The organism is Bacillus sp. FJAT-27916 (assembly GCF_001183965.1).
Classification (GTDB): domain Bacteria; phylum Bacillota; class Bacilli; order Bacillales; family Pradoshiaceae; genus Pradoshia.
Window position 1 is genome coordinate 2,607,356 of record NZ_LFZV01000001.1, and the last position, 19,843, is coordinate 2,627,198.

General features: G+C 43.6%; 17 protein-coding genes. All 17 read right to left on the reverse strand.

Translation table 11 applies throughout. The features are described 5' to 3' along the window. Positions 1-374: 374 nt before the first annotated feature. The 17 genes from AC622_RS12730 to flhB all read right to left on the reverse strand — a co-directional run bounded on the left by AC622_RS12730 (position 375) and on the right by flhB (position 19,843). The gene (locus tag AC622_RS12730) at positions 375-2,078 is read right to left on the reverse strand and encodes a proline--tRNA ligase (RefSeq protein WP_049671397.1); all 1,704 of its coding nucleotides are present in this window, start codon (positions 2,076-2,078) and stop codon (positions 375-377) included. Between the two features lie 142 nt (positions 2,079-2,220). Continuing rightward, positions 2,221-3,480 carry an RIP metalloprotease RseP gene (gene rseP / locus AC622_RS12735; RefSeq protein WP_049671398.1) on the reverse strand — a complete coding sequence of 420 codons (1,260 nt, stop codon included), beginning with the start codon at positions 3,478-3,480 and terminating at the stop codon, positions 2,221-2,223. 16 nt (positions 3,481-3,496) lie between these two features. After that, the gene (dxr, locus tag AC622_RS12740) at positions 3,497-4,639 is read right to left on the reverse strand and encodes a 1-deoxy-D-xylulose-5-phosphate reductoisomerase (protein ID WP_049671399.1); all 1,143 of its coding nucleotides are present in this window, start codon (positions 4,637-4,639) and stop codon (positions 3,497-3,499) included. Positions 4,640-4,675: 36 nt separating this feature from the next. Next, the gene (locus AC622_RS12745) at positions 4,676-5,467 is read right to left on the reverse strand and encodes a phosphatidate cytidylyltransferase (protein ID WP_049671400.1); all 792 of its coding nucleotides are present in this window, start codon (positions 5,465-5,467) and stop codon (positions 4,676-4,678) included. A gap of 23 nt (positions 5,468-5,490) precedes the next feature. Further along, complete coding sequence (locus AC622_RS12750; protein ID WP_049671401.1) at positions 5,491-6,264, reverse strand: isoprenyl transferase; 774 nt, start codon at positions 6,262-6,264, stop codon at positions 5,491-5,493. 262 nt (positions 6,265-6,526) lie between these two features. Beyond that, positions 6,527-7,084 carry a ribosome recycling factor gene (gene frr, locus AC622_RS12755; RefSeq protein ID WP_049671402.1) on the reverse strand — a complete coding sequence of 186 codons (558 nt, stop codon included), beginning with the start codon at positions 7,082-7,084 and terminating at the stop codon, positions 6,527-6,529. Further along, entirely contained in the window at positions 7,084-7,809 is a 726-nt protein-coding gene (pyrH, locus tag AC622_RS12760) for a UMP kinase (protein WP_049671403.1), read from the reverse strand. Before pyrH ends, frr begins: the two co-directional genes overlap by 1 nt. 191 nt (positions 7,810-8,000) lie before the next feature. Beyond that, positions 8,001-8,885, reverse strand: a complete 885-nt coding sequence (gene tsf / locus AC622_RS12765; protein ID WP_049671404.1) for a translation elongation factor Ts — start codon at positions 8,883-8,885, stop codon at positions 8,001-8,003. Positions 8,886-9,012: 127 nt separating this feature from the next. Beyond that, positions 9,013-9,777: a 30S ribosomal protein S2 gene (gene rpsB, locus AC622_RS12770; RefSeq protein ID WP_049671405.1), complete on the reverse strand. Its 765-nt coding sequence runs from the start codon at positions 9,775-9,777 to the stop codon at positions 9,013-9,015. A 151-nt stretch (positions 9,778-9,928) separates the two neighbouring features. Beyond that, positions 9,929-10,342 (reverse strand): hypothetical protein, encoded by a 414-nt coding sequence (locus tag AC622_RS12775; RefSeq protein ID WP_049671406.1) that lies wholly within the window; start codon positions 10,340-10,342, stop codon positions 9,929-9,931. Between the two features lie 142 nt (positions 10,343-10,484). Further along, the gene (locus AC622_RS12780; protein WP_049671407.1) at positions 10,485-11,828 is read right to left on the reverse strand and encodes a FapA family protein; all 1,344 of its coding nucleotides are present in this window, start codon (positions 11,826-11,828) and stop codon (positions 10,485-10,487) included. A gap of 14 nt (positions 11,829-11,842) precedes the next feature. After that, complete coding sequence (locus AC622_RS12785; protein ID WP_049671408.1) at positions 11,843-12,616, reverse strand: FliA/WhiG family RNA polymerase sigma factor; 774 nt, start codon at positions 12,614-12,616, stop codon at positions 11,843-11,845. Positions 12,617-12,684: 68 nt separating this feature from the next. Next, complete coding sequence (locus AC622_RS12790) at positions 12,685-14,661, reverse strand: chemotaxis protein CheA (protein ID WP_049671409.1); 1,977 nt, start codon at positions 14,659-14,661, stop codon at positions 12,685-12,687. Between the two features lie 45 nt (positions 14,662-14,706). Next, positions 14,707-15,567, reverse strand: coding sequence for a MinD/ParA family protein (locus AC622_RS12795; protein WP_049671410.1), 861 nt, complete (start codon positions 15,565-15,567; stop codon positions 14,707-14,709). Continuing rightward, positions 15,551-16,687 (reverse strand): flagellar biosynthesis protein FlhF, encoded by a 1,137-nt coding sequence (gene flhF, locus AC622_RS12800; protein WP_049671411.1) that lies wholly within the window; start codon positions 16,685-16,687, stop codon positions 15,551-15,553. The genes AC622_RS12795 and flhF overlap by 17 nt, the downstream gene beginning before the upstream one ends. Then, positions 16,684-18,717: a flagellar biosynthesis protein FlhA gene (gene flhA, locus AC622_RS12805; RefSeq protein WP_049671412.1), complete on the reverse strand. Its 2,034-nt coding sequence runs from the start codon at positions 18,715-18,717 to the stop codon at positions 16,684-16,686. Before flhA ends, flhF begins: the two co-directional genes overlap by 4 nt. Before the next feature lie 40 nt (positions 18,718-18,757). Beyond that, on the reverse strand, positions 18,758-19,843 hold the full coding sequence (gene flhB, locus AC622_RS12810; RefSeq protein WP_049671413.1) for a flagellar biosynthesis protein FlhB: 1,086 nt from the start codon (positions 19,841-19,843) through the stop codon (positions 18,758-18,760).

A 19,843-nucleotide genomic window follows, 5' to 3' on the forward strand; every position in this document is an offset into this window, starting at 1 on the left:
ACGGACAGTAATCCCTCCTCCTATTAACCATAAGGAAATCAAGAAGCATATAGGGCGGGCTTCAACTGTCCGTAAGTGCCCGATTGGTTCTACTAACCACCTGCGGGCTTGAAGATGCCCGCTGATGGAAGTTTCACTTTATCCCGCACTAACGGACAGTATATCCCCTTCCTATAAACCCATAAGGAAATCAAGAAGCATATAGGGCGGGCTTCAACTGTCCGTAAGTGCCCGATTGGTTCTACTAACCACCTGCGGGCTTGAAGATGCCCGCTGATGGAAGTTTCACTTTATCGCCATTATCGGCAACAGCCTGAAAAGAAAGAATAGGCTCTCCCTGACCTGCCAGGGAGAGCCATCATTATCGCTTTTTATCAGCCGATTAAGGTCTTAAGACGCTCAAGTAATTCACCTGCAGGAATCTCAAAGCTTTCGCCATTTTTTCTAAGCTTCACTTCGACAATGCCTTCAGATGCCTTCTTGCCGACTGTCACACGAACCGGCAATCCAATTAGGTCAGAATCAGCGAATTTAACACCCGCTCTCTCTGGGCGGTCATCAATGAGCACATCATAACCCGCTCTAGAGAGCTGTTCATATAAGTCTTCACCTAATTGCTTTTGTGCTTCATCCTTCATATTCACCGGAATCAGGTGAACTTGATATGGAGCAATATTTACCGGCCAGATTAAGCCTTTATCATCATTGAATTGTTCTGCAATGGCAGAAACGGTACGGGATACACCAATTCCATAGCAGCCCATGATCATTGGCTTTTGACGTCCATTTTCATCAAGAATCATCCCGTTCATGGATTCACTATAACGGGTGCCAAGCTTGAAGACATGTCCAACCTCAATCCCTTTTGCGAATTGAATGGTTCCTTGTCCATCTGGAGAAGGGTCGCCCTCTTGAATGAAGCGCAAGTCTTCATATTGTACGGATGGGAAATCGCGGTCCGGATTGACGTTCACATAATGGAATCCATCTTCATTGGCGCCGGATACGGCATTTTCCATCATTTCAACAGCTGCATCTGCCACGACCTTCACATCGCTTGTCTTCATGTGGACAGGCCCGAGTGATCCGAAGCTGACTCCAAGGATTTCTTTCGTTTCTTCCGGTGTTGCCGGTTCAACGATTGCCGCATTGAACATATTTTTGAGCTTAATATCATTCAATTCATGATCGCCTCTGACCAATACAACAACAAATTGGTCATCAACCTTCCAGAGCAATGTTTTGATGCATTTCTCAGCCGGTACATTTAAGAAGCTGGACACTTCTTCAATCGTTTTTTGATCTGGCGTTTCGATTTTTTCTAATTCCTTTGCTGCTTCCCCAGTTTTAACGGCTGTATTGACAACAGGCGCCATTTCGATGTTGGCAGCGAAAGTCGATGTATCTGAATACGCGATTGTATCCTCACCGATTTCTGAGAGAACCATGAACTCATGCGTATCTTTACCGCCCATTGCTCCAGAATCGGCAATGACAGCACGGAAATTCAAACCGCAGCGACTGAAGATATTGGAGTATGCCGTAAATAAGCGGTCATAAACCTCATCTAGGCTTTCTTGGCTTGAGTGGAAGGAATAAGCGTCCTTCATAATGAATTCTCTGCCGCGAAGCAACCCGAAACGAGGACGTTTTTCATCGCGGAATTTCGTTTGAATCTGATAAAGTGTTAATGGTAATTTCTTGTAGGATTTAACCTCATCGCGAAGAAGGCTTGTAATGACCTCCTCATGTGTCGGCCCAAGAGCAAACTCACGATTATGGCGGTCATGCATGCGCATAAGCTCCGGTCCGTAGGAATTCCATCTGCCGGATTCCTGCCACAGCTCAGCCTGCTGCAAGGTCGGCATTAATAATTCTACCGCTCCTGCTCGCTCCATCTCTTCACGGATGATTTTTTCTACATTTTGAATTACCTTTAATCCAAGCGGAAGGTAGCTATAAATTCCGCTGGCTGTTTGACGCATAAATCCAGCACGAAGTAAAAGCTGATGGCTTTTTACTTCAGCATCAGACGGCACCTCTCTCAAAGTAGGGATAATCGTCATACTTTGTCTCATTATCATTTCACCTTTCTATCAATCACAATTGGGCTTCATACATAGATGATAGGGGCTTTTACGCAGCCCCTATCAAGATTTGTTTATTAAGAAGCTCTGAAGGAATCCAGCCTGCCTGCTGTTCCTCCGTCACATTTCTCTTTTAAAAGAAGAAGCGCTGTATATCATTCCATGTTACCACAATCATCAAGAGCATCAAGAGGGCAAATCCAATAAAATGGACAATTCCTTCCTTCTGCTTATCGATTGGCTTTCCTCGAACAGCTTCGATGGCAATGAACAGCAATCGCCCTCCATCAAGAGCCGGAAGCGGGAGCAGGTTCATAATCCCTAGATTAATGCTCAATACACCTGCCCATTTCAATAAATAAATCGTACCTGATTTAGCCACTTCCTCGGTTGATACATAAATACCAACAGGACCGGATAATTGATCAATATCAAAACCGCCTGTTACTAAGTCTCCAAGTATAATGAAGATCTGTTTCGTCCACAAATACGTTTCCGTAAACCCGTGGCCCACCGCTTTCACAAATGATTTTTCGGTTGGGGCATATACCCCGATAATGCCGCGTTTACCGGCTGCATCCTCCACTAATTTAGGAGTGACGGTCAATTCCTCTGTTGCCCCATCACGTTCAACAATGAAATCTAATTCATTATTGGCGTTTTTCTGGATTGTTTTTTGGATTTCTTCCCAAGATCCCATCTCATCTCCATTAATGGACTTGACGACATCTCCTTCTTTCAATCCTGAGGTGATGGCTGGACCATCCTCTGTCAATTTACCTAAAACAGGATCATTGACGACAACGCCTTGAATCATCCCGATAATCATGAAAATGACAGCAGCTAACACAAAATTCATCATCGGACCCGCAAATATGGCCAATGCCCGCTGTCCGACTGTCTTAGAAGAGAACTGCCTGTCATAAGGGGCTATTTGCAGCTCCAGTCCATCCTCTACGATAATGGCCTTCGGATGAACCTTAAAGGTCTTAAGGGAGTCTTCCTCCCCTTCTTCATAACCGCGAATAATCAATTGATGATCAAGGTCCGCCTCTTCTACTTCAATCATTCTCGCCTCAGGATACTTATCCTTATTAGTGACAATGATCTTATCGACTTCATCCTTTTCATTGCATAAAATACCTATGCGATGTCCAGGCTTCAATTCAATCGCTTCAGCATCCTCTCCTGCCATCCGGACATAACCCCCGAGAGGAAGGAGACGAATGGTATAGACGGTTTCATTCTTTGTAATCGTAAATATTTTCGGACCAAAACCAATGGCAAATTCACGGCAAAGAATTCCTGCCCTCTTGGCAAAGATTAAATGGCCCAATTCATGGAAAAACACCAATCCGCCAAATATGAGGATAAACGCTATTATTGTTTGCACTTAATCGACCATCCTTTTAATATAGTGACTCGATATACGTTCTAGTGTCTTGATCGACCTCTTGAATGGTTTCAAGTCCTGGGTTTTCTATTAGCTTATGTCGCTTCATCGCTTGCTCAATCAGACTTTCAATCGTCAAGAAAGGAATCTTTCCTCCTAAGAATAGGCCAACTGCTGCTTCATTTGCAGCATTTAAAACCGTTGGCATCGTACCGCCTGCTTTGCCAGCTTCATAAGCGTATTGTAAACAAGGAAAGCGGTCAAAGTCCATCTTTTTGAAATGCAAGGCTGCTGCATCAGCCAGATTAAGCCTTTTTGCCGAAACAAGCGGCAGTCGGTCCGGATAGGTGAGTGCATATTGAATCGGCACTCTCATATCAGGTGTTCCCAGTTGAGCAATAACACTTGAATCATGGAATTCTACCATGGAATGAATGATGCTTTCCTGATGAAGCAGCACATCAATTTGCTCATATGGCAGATTAAATAGCCAATGGGCTTCAATAACCTCAAGCCCTTTATTCATCATGGTAGCTGAATCAATGGTAATCTTTGCGCCCATTGACCAGTTCGGATGGTTAAGTGCGTCCCGAACGGTTACATTCGTCAGCTCATCGCGTGTCTTATCCCGGAAGCTTCCGCCAGAGGCCGTGATAATCAATCGTTCGATATTTTTGCTTTTCTCCCCTTGCAGCGCTTGGAAAATAGCCGAGTGCTCACTATCTACTGGAAGAATGGGTGTCCCATACTTTTCTGATGCCGCCATAACGATATGGCCGGCTGTGACGAGAGTTTCCTTGTTTGCAAGGGCAATCGTCTTGCCGGCTTCCATTGCTTTCATCGTAGGAATTAATCCAATGCTGCCCATGACAGCATTTACGACCACATCGCCTTTATGGTACACAGCTGTCTCAATCAGCCCTTCATCTCCATGCATGATGATCACATTCTGAAACTCACTCTTTAAACGGTCAGCATCCTCTTTGTTGAGAACGGAAACCAATTCAGGTTTGAACTCTCTTACAATTGCCCGAATACCATCAATATTCCGCCCTCCTGATACAGCCGTTAGTTTAAATTCTTCAGGGTGATTTCGAATGATATCGATTGTCTGCATGCCAATCGAACCTGTTGCGCCTAGCAAATTGATGTTCTTCAAAACTAATCCTCTCCCAGCATGTCTCCTATAATATCGTTAAAAGATGAAGAAGTGCAGGATTGGCAGGACAAACAGCAAGCTGTCAAACCTGTCCAATATTCCGCCATGACCCGGCAATATATTGCCGGCATCCTTCACACCATAATGTCTTTTATAAGCAGATTGCACAAGGTCGCCTAATTGGCCGAAAACGGCAATCAAGAGCGCGACAATAATCATCTTACCTATATTGTAATCCAATACATTGAAGAAATAGAACAAAATCGATGCAATTATCGCACATGTAATTCCGCCAAAGAACCCTTCAACCGTTTTGTTCGGGCTAATCTCAGGCCAAAGCTTCCTTTTTCCAAGTGAACGGCCGACGAAATAAGCACCTGAATCCGTTACCCAGATTGTGACGAGTACAAATAAGATTGTCGCAAGTCCTGCTTCTCCTGCTCTCGTATGGTAGAAATAATAAAAGGAAATTCCTATGTATAGTACTGACAGCAGTAAAAATGCCGCATCATCATATGTGAAAGCATTTTTGGAGATAACCGTGACAATTAGCAGCAAGAATGCGCCAATAATGAATAAATCCATTTTGTCATATTGAATCATCGAAAAGAACGAATCAAACTCATCCGGAATGAGCAATACCCATAGCATCAGGAATGACAACAGGGTAGATATCGTCATCAACGGGAGCTTCTTCATCTTAATCAGTTCATAAAGCGCAATGGTAGCCATCGCGTAAATTAAGAACAGAAAAGGCAGATTTCCATAGATTAAGATTGGCAAAAACAAGGCCATTGCAATGACTGCCGTAATAATTCTTTGTTTCATGTCTTATATCCTCACCTTCAACATTAGACTCCGCCAAACCTTCTTGAACGTCCTTGAAATACTTCCAAAGCATCAATGAAATGATCAGCATCAAAATCCGGCCATAGTACGTCCGTGAAATAAAATTCTGTATATGCGAGCTGCCAGAGCATGAAATTGCTCAACCGAATCTCTCCGCTTGTACGGATTAAAAGATCAGGATCCTTCATGCCGCTCGTCATTAAGTAGCTTGAAAAACGGTCCTCAGATAGATCTTCAGCTGTAAGCTTCCCATCTTCTATATCCTTGGCAGCCTGCTTAATTCCTTCAAGAATTTCAGCACGGCTTCCGTAGTTCAGGGCAAAATTCAGCACAAGCCCATCATTATCCTTCGTCTTTTCAAGCGCTGTCGAAACCGCCTTAACCGTATGCAAAGGCAGCCGTTTTTGGTCGCCCATTATTTGGACCCTTACATTCTCCTCAATCAGCTCTGGCAGAAAGGTCCCGAGAAACTCTTCAGGCAGCCGAAGTAAATAATCGACTTCATCCTTTGGTCGTTTCCAGTTCTCTGTGGAAAAAGCATATACGGTCAATACTTTTACACCCAGCTCATTAGCTAGCTTGGTTGTCCTTCTAACCGTCTTCATTCCTTCATGGTGGCCGGCAATTCGTGGTAATGCACGTTTTTTAGCCCATCTTCCATTCCCGTCCATGATGATGGCAATATGCTCCGGTACCTCTCCTTGCTTAACGCGTTCCATTCGTTCATTTATGGTCAGCTGGTCTTCTTTCTTTTTTTCTTTCTTCCATCGAAACATGTTTTTTCCTCCACCAGGTTCACCGTGCGAACCTGTTTATGTGTATGTATTTCATAAACCATTACAATCATACCATAATTATATATCATGAACATTGTGCATATAAAAAGATTGTATAACCGTTACTTACATACAGGTCTATCTACATTATAGGCTAAAGCCCCAAATCTACTCTGTATATGAGAAATTTTGTCCTGCAAGGACAATTTGATATGAAAAAGCCCCTTTTCTAAAAAAAGGGGCTCTCACTGATTTAGATCAATCAGACTTCCATAATTTCCTTTTCTTTATCTTTAGCCATTTGATCGATTTTTGCGATATGCTCATCTGTCATTTTTTGAACATCGTCAGAATAGCCGCGGTGAGCATCTTCTGTGATTTCGCCATTTTTCTCGAGCTTCTTCAAATCGTCATTTCCATCACGGCGAACATTACGGATAGCAACCTTTGCTTCTTCCGCTTCTTTCTTCACTTGTTTAACAAGATCGCGGCGGCGTTCTTCAGTTAAAGCTGGTACACTCAAACGAATGATGGACCCATCATTGACAGGGTTCAGCCCTAAATCTGATTTAAGAATGGCTTTCTCGATATCACCAAGGATGGATTTATCATAAGGCTGAATCACAAGCATACGAGCTTCTGGTACGCTAATAGAAGCCATTTGGTTAATCGGTGTTGGAGCACCATAATAATCAACCGTTAATCGGTCCAGCAATGATGCGCTGGCACGACCGGCACGAATAGAAGCCAGCTCACGTGAAAATGCTTGAATGCATTTGTCCATTTTTTCCTTTGTATTAGAAATAACTTGCTTTGCCATTATTTATTCCCCCTAACAACAGTCCCGATAGTTTCGCCAAGTACGGCGCGCTTAATATTTCCTTCTTCCATAATTGAGAAGACGATTAGTGGAATATCGTTATCCATGCAAAGTGATGACGCAGTTGAATCCATGACCGCCAAACCATCCTTGATTAAATCAAGATAAGATAATTGGTCAAACTTCACAGCATTGCTGTCTTTTACCGGATCAGCGCTGTATACGCCGTCAACATTGTTTTTGCCCATAAGGATAACATCTGCTTCGATTTCAGCAGCTCGTAAAGCTGCTGTTGTATCAGTGGAGAAATAAGGGTTGCCTGTACCTGCTGCAAAAATAACAACACGGCTCTTTTCTAGATGACGAATGGCTCTGCGTCTAATATAAGGCTCTGCAACCTGACGCATTTCAATGGATGTTTGCACACGTGTTCCAATGCCCTGCTGTTCTAGGCTGTCTTGTAGAGCAAGGGAATTCATGACAGTCGCAAGCATACCCATGTAATCCGCAGTTGCACGGTCCATGCCCAGCTCGCTTCCCGTCTTCCCTCTCCAAATATTGCCCCCGCCAACGACAACGGCTACTTCTACGCCCAATTCAGCTACTTCCTTTACCTGTTTCGCAATGGAAGAGATGATAACCGGGTCAATCCCGAAGCCCTGCTGCCCTGCGAGAGCCTCTCCACTTAACTTTAATACAACTCTTTTATACTTTACGCTGCTCATATAAACCTCCACCAATGTTAAAGTAGGAACCAATTATATCGTCCATAATTATTTTCCCATACATCTCAATTCTTGTGCAAAAAATCTTCCTGGAAAGAATACTTTCCGTTTGCTTAAAGAAGAATTCTTGAAAAATAGGGAACACAATGTGTTCCCTATTTCATCTTCTTGCTGTATCTGCTTTAGATTAATTAGTCTTTTTTAACTTGGCTCATTACTTCTTCAGCGAAGTTATCTTGTTTCTTCTCGATACCTTCCCCAACTTCGTAACGAACGAATTCTACGATTGTAGCACCGTTAGCTTGTACATATTGACCAACTTTTTGATCAGGGTTTTTAACGAATGTTTGATCCAATACGCAGATCTCTTCGAAGTATTTGCCAAGGCGTCCTTCAACCATTTTCGCAACGATTTTTTCAGGTTTGCCTTCGTTTAACGCTTGTTGAGTCAATACTTGACGCTCATGTTCTACTTCTTCAGCAGTTACTTGGTCGCGAGAAACGTATTTAGGGTTTAGAGCAGCGATGTGCATAGATACATCTTTCGCTACAGCTTCATCAGCAGAACCTTCGATGATTGTCAATACGCTGATACGTCCGCCTTGGTGAATGTAAGCACCGAATGCGCCGTTTTCAGGTTTTGTTTTGATTTCGAAGCGGCGAAGTGTGATACGCTCTCCGATTTTAGCGATTGCAGCATTGATGTGATCTTGAACAGTCGCACCATTTTCCATTGTTTGTGTAAGAGCTTCTTCAACAGATGCTGGTTTGCTTGCTAATAGGTGAGCAGCCAATTCTTTTACAAGAGTTTGGAACGCATCGTTTTTAGCAACGAAGTCAGTTTCAGCGTTTACTTCAAGGATAACAGCTTGTTCGCCGTCTACAACGATAGAAGTTAAGCCTTCTGCAGCGATACGATCGCCTTTTTTAGCAGCTTTTGCGATACCTTTTTCACGAAGGTAGTCGATTGCTTTATCCATATCTCCGTTTGTTTCTTGAAGAGCTTTTTTGCAGTCCATCATACCTGCACCAGTTTTTTCGCGTAATTCTTTAACCAGTTGAGCTGTAATAGCCATTTGGTCTTCCTCCTTTAATTGTCCATAAAATCAGTATGTAGCAGTATAAGTTGACGTATACACTGCTTCTTTATTTCAAAAAAAGGTGATAAAAGGCACCATCCTCTTATCACCTTTAAAAAATCAATTAAGCATTTTCTACTGTAGTAGCTTCTTCAGCTTCTGCAGGAGCTTCAACTTCAGCTGCTTCTGCAACTGGAGCTGTTTCTTCACCTTGTTTACCTTCAAGAATAGCGTCAGCCATTTTTCCAGTAAGCAATTTAACAGCGCGGATTGCATCATCGTTCGCAGGGATTACATAATCGATTTCATCCGGATCACAGTTTGTATCAACGATACCAACGATAGGGATGTTCAATTTGTGTGCTTCTGCAACAGCGATACGCTCTTTGCGTGGGTCGATGATGAACAATGCATCAGGGATTTGTTTCATATCCTTGATACCGCCAAGGAATTTTTCAAGACGTTCTTGTTCTTTCTTCAATTGAATAACTTCTTTTTTAGGAAGTACTTCGAAAGTACCGTTTTCTTCCATTTTTTCGATTTCTTTCAAACGTGCAATACGTTTTTGGATTGTTACGAAGTTAGTTAATGTACCGCCCAACCAGCGTTGGTTAACGTAGTACATACCAGCGCGAGCTGCTTCTTCCTTAACGGAATCTTGAGCTTGCTTTTTAGTACCAACAAATAGCATTGTGCCGCCATCTGCTGCTAGGTCTCTTACGAAGTTGTAAGCTTCTTCTACTTTTTTAACCGTTTTTTGAAGGTCAATGATGTAGATACCATTACGCTCCGTGAAGATATATTTTTTCATTTTTGGGTTCCAACGACGAGTTTGGTGCCCGAAGTGTACACCTGCTTCAAGCAGTTGTTTCATTGAAATAACAGACATGTTTCTTCCTCCTATGGTTTTGTTTTTTCCTCCGCTTAAATCATTTTCAGGCTGAAACTGCCTCAAATGGCAGCACCATCAGTCCAAATCAATAAGCGTGTGTAATAACACCATGAAATAATATAGCATACTGTCATCTTACAATCAAGCCTTATTCATTCATTTTGATCAAAAGTTCGATTTCCGTTTTGCCTCTGCCCATTACCTTCGCAATTTGCTCTACGGTATTGCCTTGGCCCTTTAGCCTCAGTGCCTGAAGGAGGAGAAAGTTCTCTCTTGAATTCTCAGGCAGCACTCTCTCTTTTTCCTCAGCTGACAAAGCTGCCGCACCCTCTTCTTTGCTTATCTGTCCTACATCTGCTTTCTCCACAAGAGCAGCCTTCAGCCTGCCATTATCCTCCTTCATCTCAACTAAGAAAGCTGTAAGCAGATTCTCTATATTCTCTGTGTTGGCATGCATGTTTTCTTCCATCTGGAACAGCCGGTTTTGCCGGAGATATAAGATAATAATTGCCAGGATAGCAGCCAGATTTACCATCATGCTCACGATTAGTACTAATACCATCTACCCTCTCACCCCGAATAGTCTTTTTTCCCTTAATCAACGGATAGACGGATGAGGTGTTTTCCTCCTCCGCTCCGCCCCTTTTTTGATGATTGGCAGCTCTATCATTCGTCTGAATCGCCTAAAGGTGAAACCTCTGACGTTATAAAGGATGAACAGAGATCTCCCTTCCGCTTTCCGTAAATCTGACAGATTTAAAGATTTGATTCAAAGGCTTCGTATACTTGCCAATCTGAATATGTACATTTGGGTAACAAATACCATGAACGATAATTTCAGCATCCATTTCGTTCACACCGTATTCCAGCCGCAGCCGTTCCTCCCTTATGCCAGACAGCTCCTGCTCAAGCACTTCCCTTGTTCTTTGCTGCTTCTTAAGAAGGATTGTCTCCCTGACTCCGACTGTTCCCGTTTCCTGTCTCATCACTTCAAATTTCGCTGCAATCATCGTCAGCTTCGAAATCGTTTCAAACAACTGCTTTGCCCGCATGTCTAATTCTGATTTATGCCGTTCAATCGCCTCTGTTTGTCCGATATGAATCAGTGTGTGTGCATAATGGATGTTGCCCGCATCTCGGATTTCCACTCCTTTAACAGCTTGAATAGCTCCTCCAATTAACTGGCCCCTCCTGCACCGTATCAAGCCATAGGAGGTCACTTGGCTGTGCAGGATATAATGTTTGACCTCAATATCACCAAAAGCGAGCACATTTGCTCGATTAATATAGAGGGATTTAAGCGTAGCTCCTGCTCGAATTTGACAATCCTGTTCACCCGATATGCCCCCTTGAACATAAATGGAGCCATCCGCCTGTATATCCGAGCCTTCGATGAGACCGAAAACCTTCAAATCTCCTCCAACGCGTATTTTATAGCCCGGCGGAACATTGCCTTTAATCGTTACATTTCCGATAAATTCAATGTTTCCGACTGATAAATCTAAATCACTGTCTACCACATAAACAGGATTGACTTGAATCACATTCCAATTAAAGCTTACCTCACCATCTGAAACGGCCATGATTTCATTTCCGTGCTGAATGACATTTAGACCAAGCGTTATGGCAGCCGGCTTGCCTCTCCTAGGAAGAAGGCGGTTTCCGTATATATCTGTCCCGCACACACCATTTTCTGGGTCTTTTATCGTCGCGATACGGTCCCCTGTTTGGACAGACGGGATATGAATGACATCTCGGAAATCAGCTCCTTCTTCTCTTCTCTCAAGCTGGGGAGATACATGAAAAATAACCCTTCCGTCCTTCCCGTTGATTGGTTGTTTTCCGCGTGCAACGAGAAAAGGCTTCAAGCTGATGTCTCCATGGCATAGGCGTACTAGCTCACCTTTCATGATTCCTGCTATGATTCCTTGGTCATTCAGCCATTTTTCCACTTCTTCAGGCGACTCACTGATTATGACATCTTGTTCGATATGTACCCATGCCTTCATTCGATCTCTTGATACCGTTAACGTAAATGGAATATCCACCCTGCATCCTCCACCTATAGATAGACTGATTTCTGCAATACATTGCGCAGCTTGAACAATGCACGTGAATGAATCTGCGATATCCTTGAAGTAGAAAGATTGAGAATTTGTCCAATTTCAGTCAATGTCAGCTCCTTATGATAGAACAGGTCAAGCACCAATTGTTCCTTCTCCCCTAATGTCTGGATTTGCCTTCCCATTTCAGCGATTGTTTCTTTTTTCATAAGCGCTTCCTCAGGAGATACGGCTTGCTCATCCTTTACAATAAAGGTTTGTACTTCCCCTTCCTGGTGCTCCTTTGGCTGGTCATCCATGGAGAGAACATTCGCAAAGAAATTTTCATTTGCAACAGCATTGACCTCCTCCTCTGCCATACCCAATTCCTCTGCCAGCTCTGCCATGGAGATATTCCTCATTTTCTTCTGTTCAAGCTGTTCAATGGTTGCTTCTATTAGCTTGGTCTTCTCCCTTGTGCTTCTTGGAAGCCAATCCTCTTTTCTAAGCCCGTCAATGATGGCACCGCGTATCCGAAAGGAAGCATATGTTTCAAACTTCAGGTCGCGGGATAGATCGAATTTTTCCAGCGCATCAAAAAGCCCCATCAATCCAAGGCTGCGAATATCATCTCTGTTAACGCTTTTAGGCAGATTCACAGAAATCCGCTGAACATGATAATTCACTAAAGGCAAATACTTCTTCGCCAATATATCTCCAGCCTGCTCATCACGGCCATCAAGCCAAGCATGCCAACACTGCTGTTCCTCACAAACATTTACTTGAGGCACCATGCGTTCCCCCCTGCAACTTTTTATCTATTTTTTTCACATACGTCTCATTCATGAAGTCTTCTATCCTTTTAAGAATGAATCATAAACAATAGCTCCTGCACATCAACCATCCATACAGGCTTGCCACCAAGAATCGCCTTCCCTGAAATACGGGCATCAGCTTTAGATTCAAGCGGTTTAACAGCTATTTCCTGTTGTCCGATAAATTCATCCACCGCAATAGCCGCCAGCTTATTTCCCTTTTGAATAACCAAGACAGCAGCTTTTCGTGTATCCTTCAATGATGAGCTGCACAGACCAAATACTTCCCCAAGATGGATGATTGGAATGGATTCCCCTTGATAAATCATGCTAGATCCGATTCCAGATTCGTCATTGGCACCTTCAATCATGAGACAGTCAATAATTGAGATAAGCGGAAAGGCATATGTCTCTGACTTCGTTTTCACGAGCAGGGCTGGAAGAATGGAAAGGGTTAGCGGTAGTTTAATCGTAAAGCGAGATCCTACGCCCCGCATCGACTGGACCATCACTTCACCACCCAAGGATTCAATCATGGTTTTGACTGCATCAAGCCCCACTCCACGTCCGGAAATATCCGATATTTGCTGGGCTGTTGAGAATCCAGAAGCAAATATTAGCTGGAGTTTTTCTTCCGCACTCATCCTATCTGCCTGAATAGAAGACACAATCCCCAGTTCAACAGCTCTTCTTACAATCACCTCTTCGTCAATGCCTGCACCATCATCCTCGATTTCCACCATGACATCATTCCTGCTGTTATAGGCGCGAATAGCAATGGTTCCCTCAGATGGTTTACCTGACTGTTTTCTTGTTTTGGGATTTTCAATCCCATGATCAAGGGCATTTCTTAAGAAATGCAGCACAGAATCCCCAACTTCATTAATAATAGAACGATCAATTTCAGTTGCAGCCCCTGTTATTTCCAGCCTGACCTCCTTATCTAATTCCTTCGATAAACGTCTAACCATCGCTGGAAAACGATTGAAAATGCCCTCGGCAGGTACCATTCGCATATTCAGCAGGATGCTCTGCATTTCTGCCGTCGTACCCGCCATGCCAGAAACAGCCTCTATCAACCGTGGATGATCAATCTCCTGAGCTAGCTTTTCTAGCCTGCTGCGGTAAATGATTAATTCCTCGAATGCCGACATCAGTCCATCTAGTCTCTCAATATTGACGCGTATCGATTTTTGGATTGGTTTATCGAGTATGTTCAGCCTTTCAGAGTGTTCTTTCCTAGCAACAGGAGAACTCTCCAAAAGCTTATTTAAAGAGATTGGGCGGATTCTGACCCTTTCGACCTCAGCGATGTCCATGATCTTTTCATGCACCTGTGCGATATCTTTCTTTGTCGTAATAGTGGCCGTAAACATCCTTTCGAAAGGCTCCTGCTCCAAATCAGCTGCTGCAGGGATTGCACGAATAATCTCCCCCATGGATTCAAGCAGCCGAAAAACCAACAGAGCACGCGCTGCTTTCATTTGGCAATCCTCTCTTAAGGAGATTTCCAGATGGTAAACATTGAATTGCCGCTTTACTGCCTCTTCCATAACGAATCGTTCATGGCTTGCATATTCAAAGTGAGCTATGCTGCGCCCTTCTTTTGCTGGTGCAGCTTCTTGATGATTGATTGTCTCTGATCGGCCACCGCTGGAGTTTTGAGACTCCAATACAGCGGCACGTGACTGGACCGTACCGTCACTCCCCTTCTCTATCAATAAGAGCTTCTCTTCCAGAGCATCTAACATTTGGAATATAGAATCGAGTAAAACAGGTGTGACAGGAAGTCGCCGGTGCCGAATTTCATCAAGGACATTCTCCATTTCGTGGGTTAACTGCGTGATATCTTCAAATTCCATCGTAGCAGCCATCCCCTTTAGCGTATGGGCTGCACGAAATATTTCATCTACCAATCTATGATTATTTGGCTGCCTTTCCAGCAGAAGCAGCTGATGATTGCATACTTGCAAGTGTTCCTTGCTCTCTTCAATAAAAATATCTAGATATTGGCCCAAATCCATTCATACTCATCCTTCCACATACGAAAAATCTCGTATCTGCCATTTCTACTGTCTATTAAAGAGATATCCTCTTACCTTGCTCATAAAGGACAACTCTTGACCAGTCCCTTTGTTTTCATTACCTAAATAGGATTGTTGTAATTGTTTAAGTGCCGTGCTCGCCCGTGCTTTTGGTTCCAGTTCCAAAAACGGAACTTGCCTCAATACCGCTCTGCTGACACTGCTGTCATCCGGAATAACTCCCAGCCTTGAGACATCCTTATTCAGGAATTTTCCGGCAGCACCTGCGAGCCTGGTCAATACCTCCTCGCCATTCTTATAGGAGGGAGCACGATTACAAATCAGATAAAAAGGAATATCAGCTGCCTGCTTCGTCAAAAATTTCATCATTGAATAAGCATCCGTAATGGCTGTCGGCTCCGGTGTCGTGATAATGAAGACTTCATTCGCCGCTATCATGAATTGAAGAGACTGGTCAGACACTCCCGCTCCCATATCCATCAAAATATAGTCATAACGCCCAAGAATTTGTTCAAATTCAGCACTGAACCGTTCAAAAAGCCGATCACTAAGGGACAATAATTGCGTTAAGCCTGTTCCGCCCCCAATATAATGGACACCACCAGGACCTTGTTCGATAATATCTGTTAAAGGAACACCCTTTTCGAAGTGGTCGGCAATTGTATATCGATTTGATTTTCCGATTAAAAGATGGATATTTCCCATCCCAATATCAAAGTCAATGACCAGCACCCTGTACCGTTCCTGCGCCAGCCCAACAGCGAAATTGATGGAGAAATTGGACTTTCCAACGCCGCCTTTTCCACTTGTTACGGCAATGACCTTTCCTCGTTTCCCATTATGCTCCTCTAATCTTCGTCTCAGCATATCAGCTTGATCGGACATGCTCTCTTCCTCCAAAAACCATATTGATGATATTTTCCGGAGTTGCTGCTTGTATATCATCCGGTACATCCTGCCCATTCGTTATGTATGCAACGGGAGCAGAGTAATTCATAATGAAATTAATCATTCCGCCTAAGCTTTCTGTTTCATCTGTTTTCGTAAAGATTAGGCCATTGATATTCATGAGATCAAATTGCTCGTAAATCTTGTTCATATCCTCTTCCTTAGCAGTCGCCGCTAAAACGAGAAAGGTCTCCAGATTTAAGTCAAAATCAATGATTTTCATCAGTTCTTCGACATAGACAGAATCTCGGAAATTCCGTCCGGCTGTATCTATAAATACATGATCATAATGAGCAAAACGTTTAGATGCCTGAACGAAATCCTCCAAATTATAGGCAACCTCCAAAGGGATCCCCAATATCTGCGCATACGTCCGTAATTGCTCAATGGCAGCAATTCGATAGGTGTCTGTTGTGATGAAGGCAACTTTCCTTTGCTTATTCAACATATATTCTGCCGCTATCTTCGCTATGGTGGTTGTTTTACCTACACCAGTAGGACCGACAATCGCAATGTATTTCCGGTTCGATTCACCGCGAGGAGCAGAGAAGACTTGAAGCCTCTCTATCATGATTTTTTTTGCCAGCTGCTCAATGTCTTCCTCCGCCCATTCAGCATTGGCTAATGAACACTTCCATTCCTTAAGAAGCAACGGCATCAGATCGTCCAGCAGCCCGCTGCCAAGACCCCGTTCTTGAAGCCGTGAGTATATAATTTTTAGTTCTTTCGGATACCATTCATACTTGTCAGGAGACTGATTTCTGAACATATTTTCCTGCAGCAGTCCCTGCATCTGTTTTAATTCCTTTAGAATCCGCTCTGACTCAATCGAATCCTCCCTTTTTACGGTATATCCTCCAGACGGAATGGTTTCTGGTGCTGGCGGCCTTTCATCGATGGCGGCTAGCACCTCCAGGCTTTTTTTCTTGAAAAGGCCGAAATATCCAGAGTTTTCGACCGTTTTTGAATTCAAGATAACGGCATCAGATCCTAATTTAGAACGAATTTGTTCCATGACCTCCTGCATGTTACTGCCAGTAAATTTCATGACCTTCATTCCATATTCACCACCCCTATTGCTTGCACCTCAATATTTGCTTCAAGCTCGTTATAAGAAAGCACCGGAAGCTGCGGGAAGTATCGGTCAATCAGTTGGCGGACATACATCCGGACAGCTGGAGAACATAATAGCACCGGCAATTGATCAAGAAGCGCATTCTCTTCAAGCCTTGTCCCTATCGATTGCAGGATTTTCTGTGAGGAATCCGGATCAATAGAGAGATAGCTTCCATGCTCTGTTTGCTGAACACTATCTGCAATCGCCTTCTCCGCTTTCCCTGATAAGGTAATAACCTTTAAGCTCTCCCCAGAGACGTATTGACTCGTTATTTGTCTAGCAAGCGCTTGCCGTACATACTCAGTCAATACATCCGGATCGTTGCTTACCCTTCCGAAATCAGCTAATGTCTCAAAGATAATCGGCAAATTGCGAATGGATACTTTTTCCTTCAAGAGCTTAGCCAATACCTTTTGGATATCCCCAACAGCCAGCGGGGAAGGAGTGACTTCCTCCACTAGGATTGGTGCTGTTTCCCTTAAATGCTCGATTAATTGTTTCGTTTCCTGACGACCAATGAGATCATAAGCATTTGCCTTAATGACCTCGGTAATATGTGTGGAAACGACAGAAGGAGGATCAACAACCGTATAGCCGAGCATTTCGGCGTATTCCTTCGTTTCTTCTGTAATCCATTTTGCCGGAAGCCCAAACGAAGGCTCCACTGTATCAATCCCTTCCACCGATTCATCATCCATCCCAGGAGCCATGGCCAAATAATGATCAAGAAGAAGCTCTCCCCGTGCCATTTCCGCCCCCTTAATCTTCAGACGGTATTCATTCGGCTTCAGCTGAATATTGTCACGGATACGTACGACCGGGATCACAAGACCGAGTTCAATGGCCAATTGCCTCCTGATCATCACGACACGGTCTAAAAGATCTCCCCCTTGGTTCGTATCCGCAAGCGGGATAAGCCCATAGCCAAATTCGAATTCAATTGGATCAATACTCAGCAAGCTGATGACACTTTCTGGACTTTTCATTTCATCCGTATCCGTTTCCTCTTCTAAAAACACTTCTGCTCCATCCTTTATCTTCTGTGCATCATTAGCCTTATAGGCACCAAGCGCGAGCAGCCCTGCAATTAAGAGGGTTAAAAACAAATTAATAGGAGTGAAAATTCCAAGAAGAAGAATAGTCCCTGCTGCTATGTATAACATTTTCGGATAAGCGAATAATTGACCTGTAATATCAGAAGCCAGGTTCCCATCCGAGGCCGCACGGGTGACAATGATTCCGGTTGCGGTTGAAATCAGGAGCGCCGGGACCTGACTGACGATACCATCACCAACGGAAAGCAGGGAGAAATGAACGGCTGCTTCGCCGAAGCTCATATCCATCTGCATAACCCCAATGACCATCCCAAAGATCAGGTTAATCATGACAATGATGATGCTCGCAATCGCATCCCCCTTCACAAATTTGCTTGCCCCGTCCATCGAACCAAAGAAATCGGCTTCGCGGGATATTTTATCCCTACGCATCCTCGCTTCCTGTTCAGATATCATGCCGGCATTCAAATCAGCGTCAATGCTCATCTGTTTCCCTGGCATGGCATCAAGCGTAAAACGGGCAGCCACTTCTGCCACACGCTCAGAGCCCTTTGTAATGACAATAAACTGAATAATAATCAAGATGAGGAAGACGACAAGACCGACCACAACTTGTCCGCCGACAACAAAGCTTCCGAACACTTCCACAACTCCCCCGGCATCTCCATGTGTGAGAATTGCCCTTGTTGTGGATATATTTAATCCAAGCCTGAATAAGGTCAACAACAGCAGCAATGATGGAAATATCGAGAATTGCAATGGTTCCTTCGTATTCATGGATGTCAATAATACTAATAAGGCAAGAGATATATTGACCATGATCAAAAAGCTTAAAAGCCATGTCGGAAGCGGAATGATTAACATAGCCACTACCATAATGACGGCTATTAGTACCGTTAAATCCCTTGCTCTCATATGCTCTCTCTCCCCTAACCTTTCATAAACAAACTAACGTTCATGACGTTTTGCCTTTCATTTTATATACATAGGCCAGAATCTCTGCGACCCCTTTAAAGAATTCCTCAGGGATAGCCTGGCCGACCTCCGCTTGACTATATAGAGCCCTGGCAAGCGGCCGGTTCTCCATCATGGGAACATCATTTTCTTTAGCCACGAGCTTGATTTTCTGTGCAACAAAATCCAGTCCCTTTCCGACAACGTACGGGGCATCCATCTTCTCATCGTCGTATTTCAGCGCAACGGCATAATGGGTCGGATTGGTAATGACCACATCCGCCTTTGGAATTTCCTGCATCATTCTCGACATTGCCATTTCCTTTTGCTTTTGCTTGATTCGAGATTTTATGATGGGGTCTCCTTCCATTGTCTTGTACTCTTGTTTGATTTCCTGCTTAGACATCCTGATGCTCTTCTCATAATCAAAGCGCTGGTACAAATAATCCAGAGCCGCCAGAAATAATAAAGCTCCCGAAGCAAGCAATCCGGTCTTTACCGTTATGTCCGCAATCGTCGCAAGACTTTCTCCGATATTTTTATAGGATAGAAGCATAATCTCATCGAGTCTTTGCCAGATTGAATAAAAGGTAACCAGACTAATAATGAGAACCTTAAGTATGGACTTCAGCAATTCAACAATCGCTCTCATCGAAAAAATCCGCTTAAAGCCCTTAATTGGATTGATTTTCTCCAGCTTAAAGTGTATGGCCTCCGCCGAAAACATAGGACCCACTTGAATGAAATTAGCAAGAATGCCAGCGGCAAGGGCCGCAAGCATAATTGGTCCTATAACACTAATCATTTTGACCAGCACGCCGATAAATAGAATAGTAAGCCCATCAATCGTCAACTCAGATGTCTGGATCTCTTTAATCGGATAGACAAATAGATCAATTAATCGGTCTCGTAAAAATCCCCCGGTTATAGAAAGCAGAAGGAATACTCCAAACAAGACAATCGCCGTATTCACATCCTGACTCTTAGCAGCCTGCCCTTTCTTCCTTGAATCCTGCCGTTTCTTTGGGGTTGCCTTTTCTGTTTTCTCTCCTGAGAAATATTGCAGATCAAGTTTCAGCCAATCCAT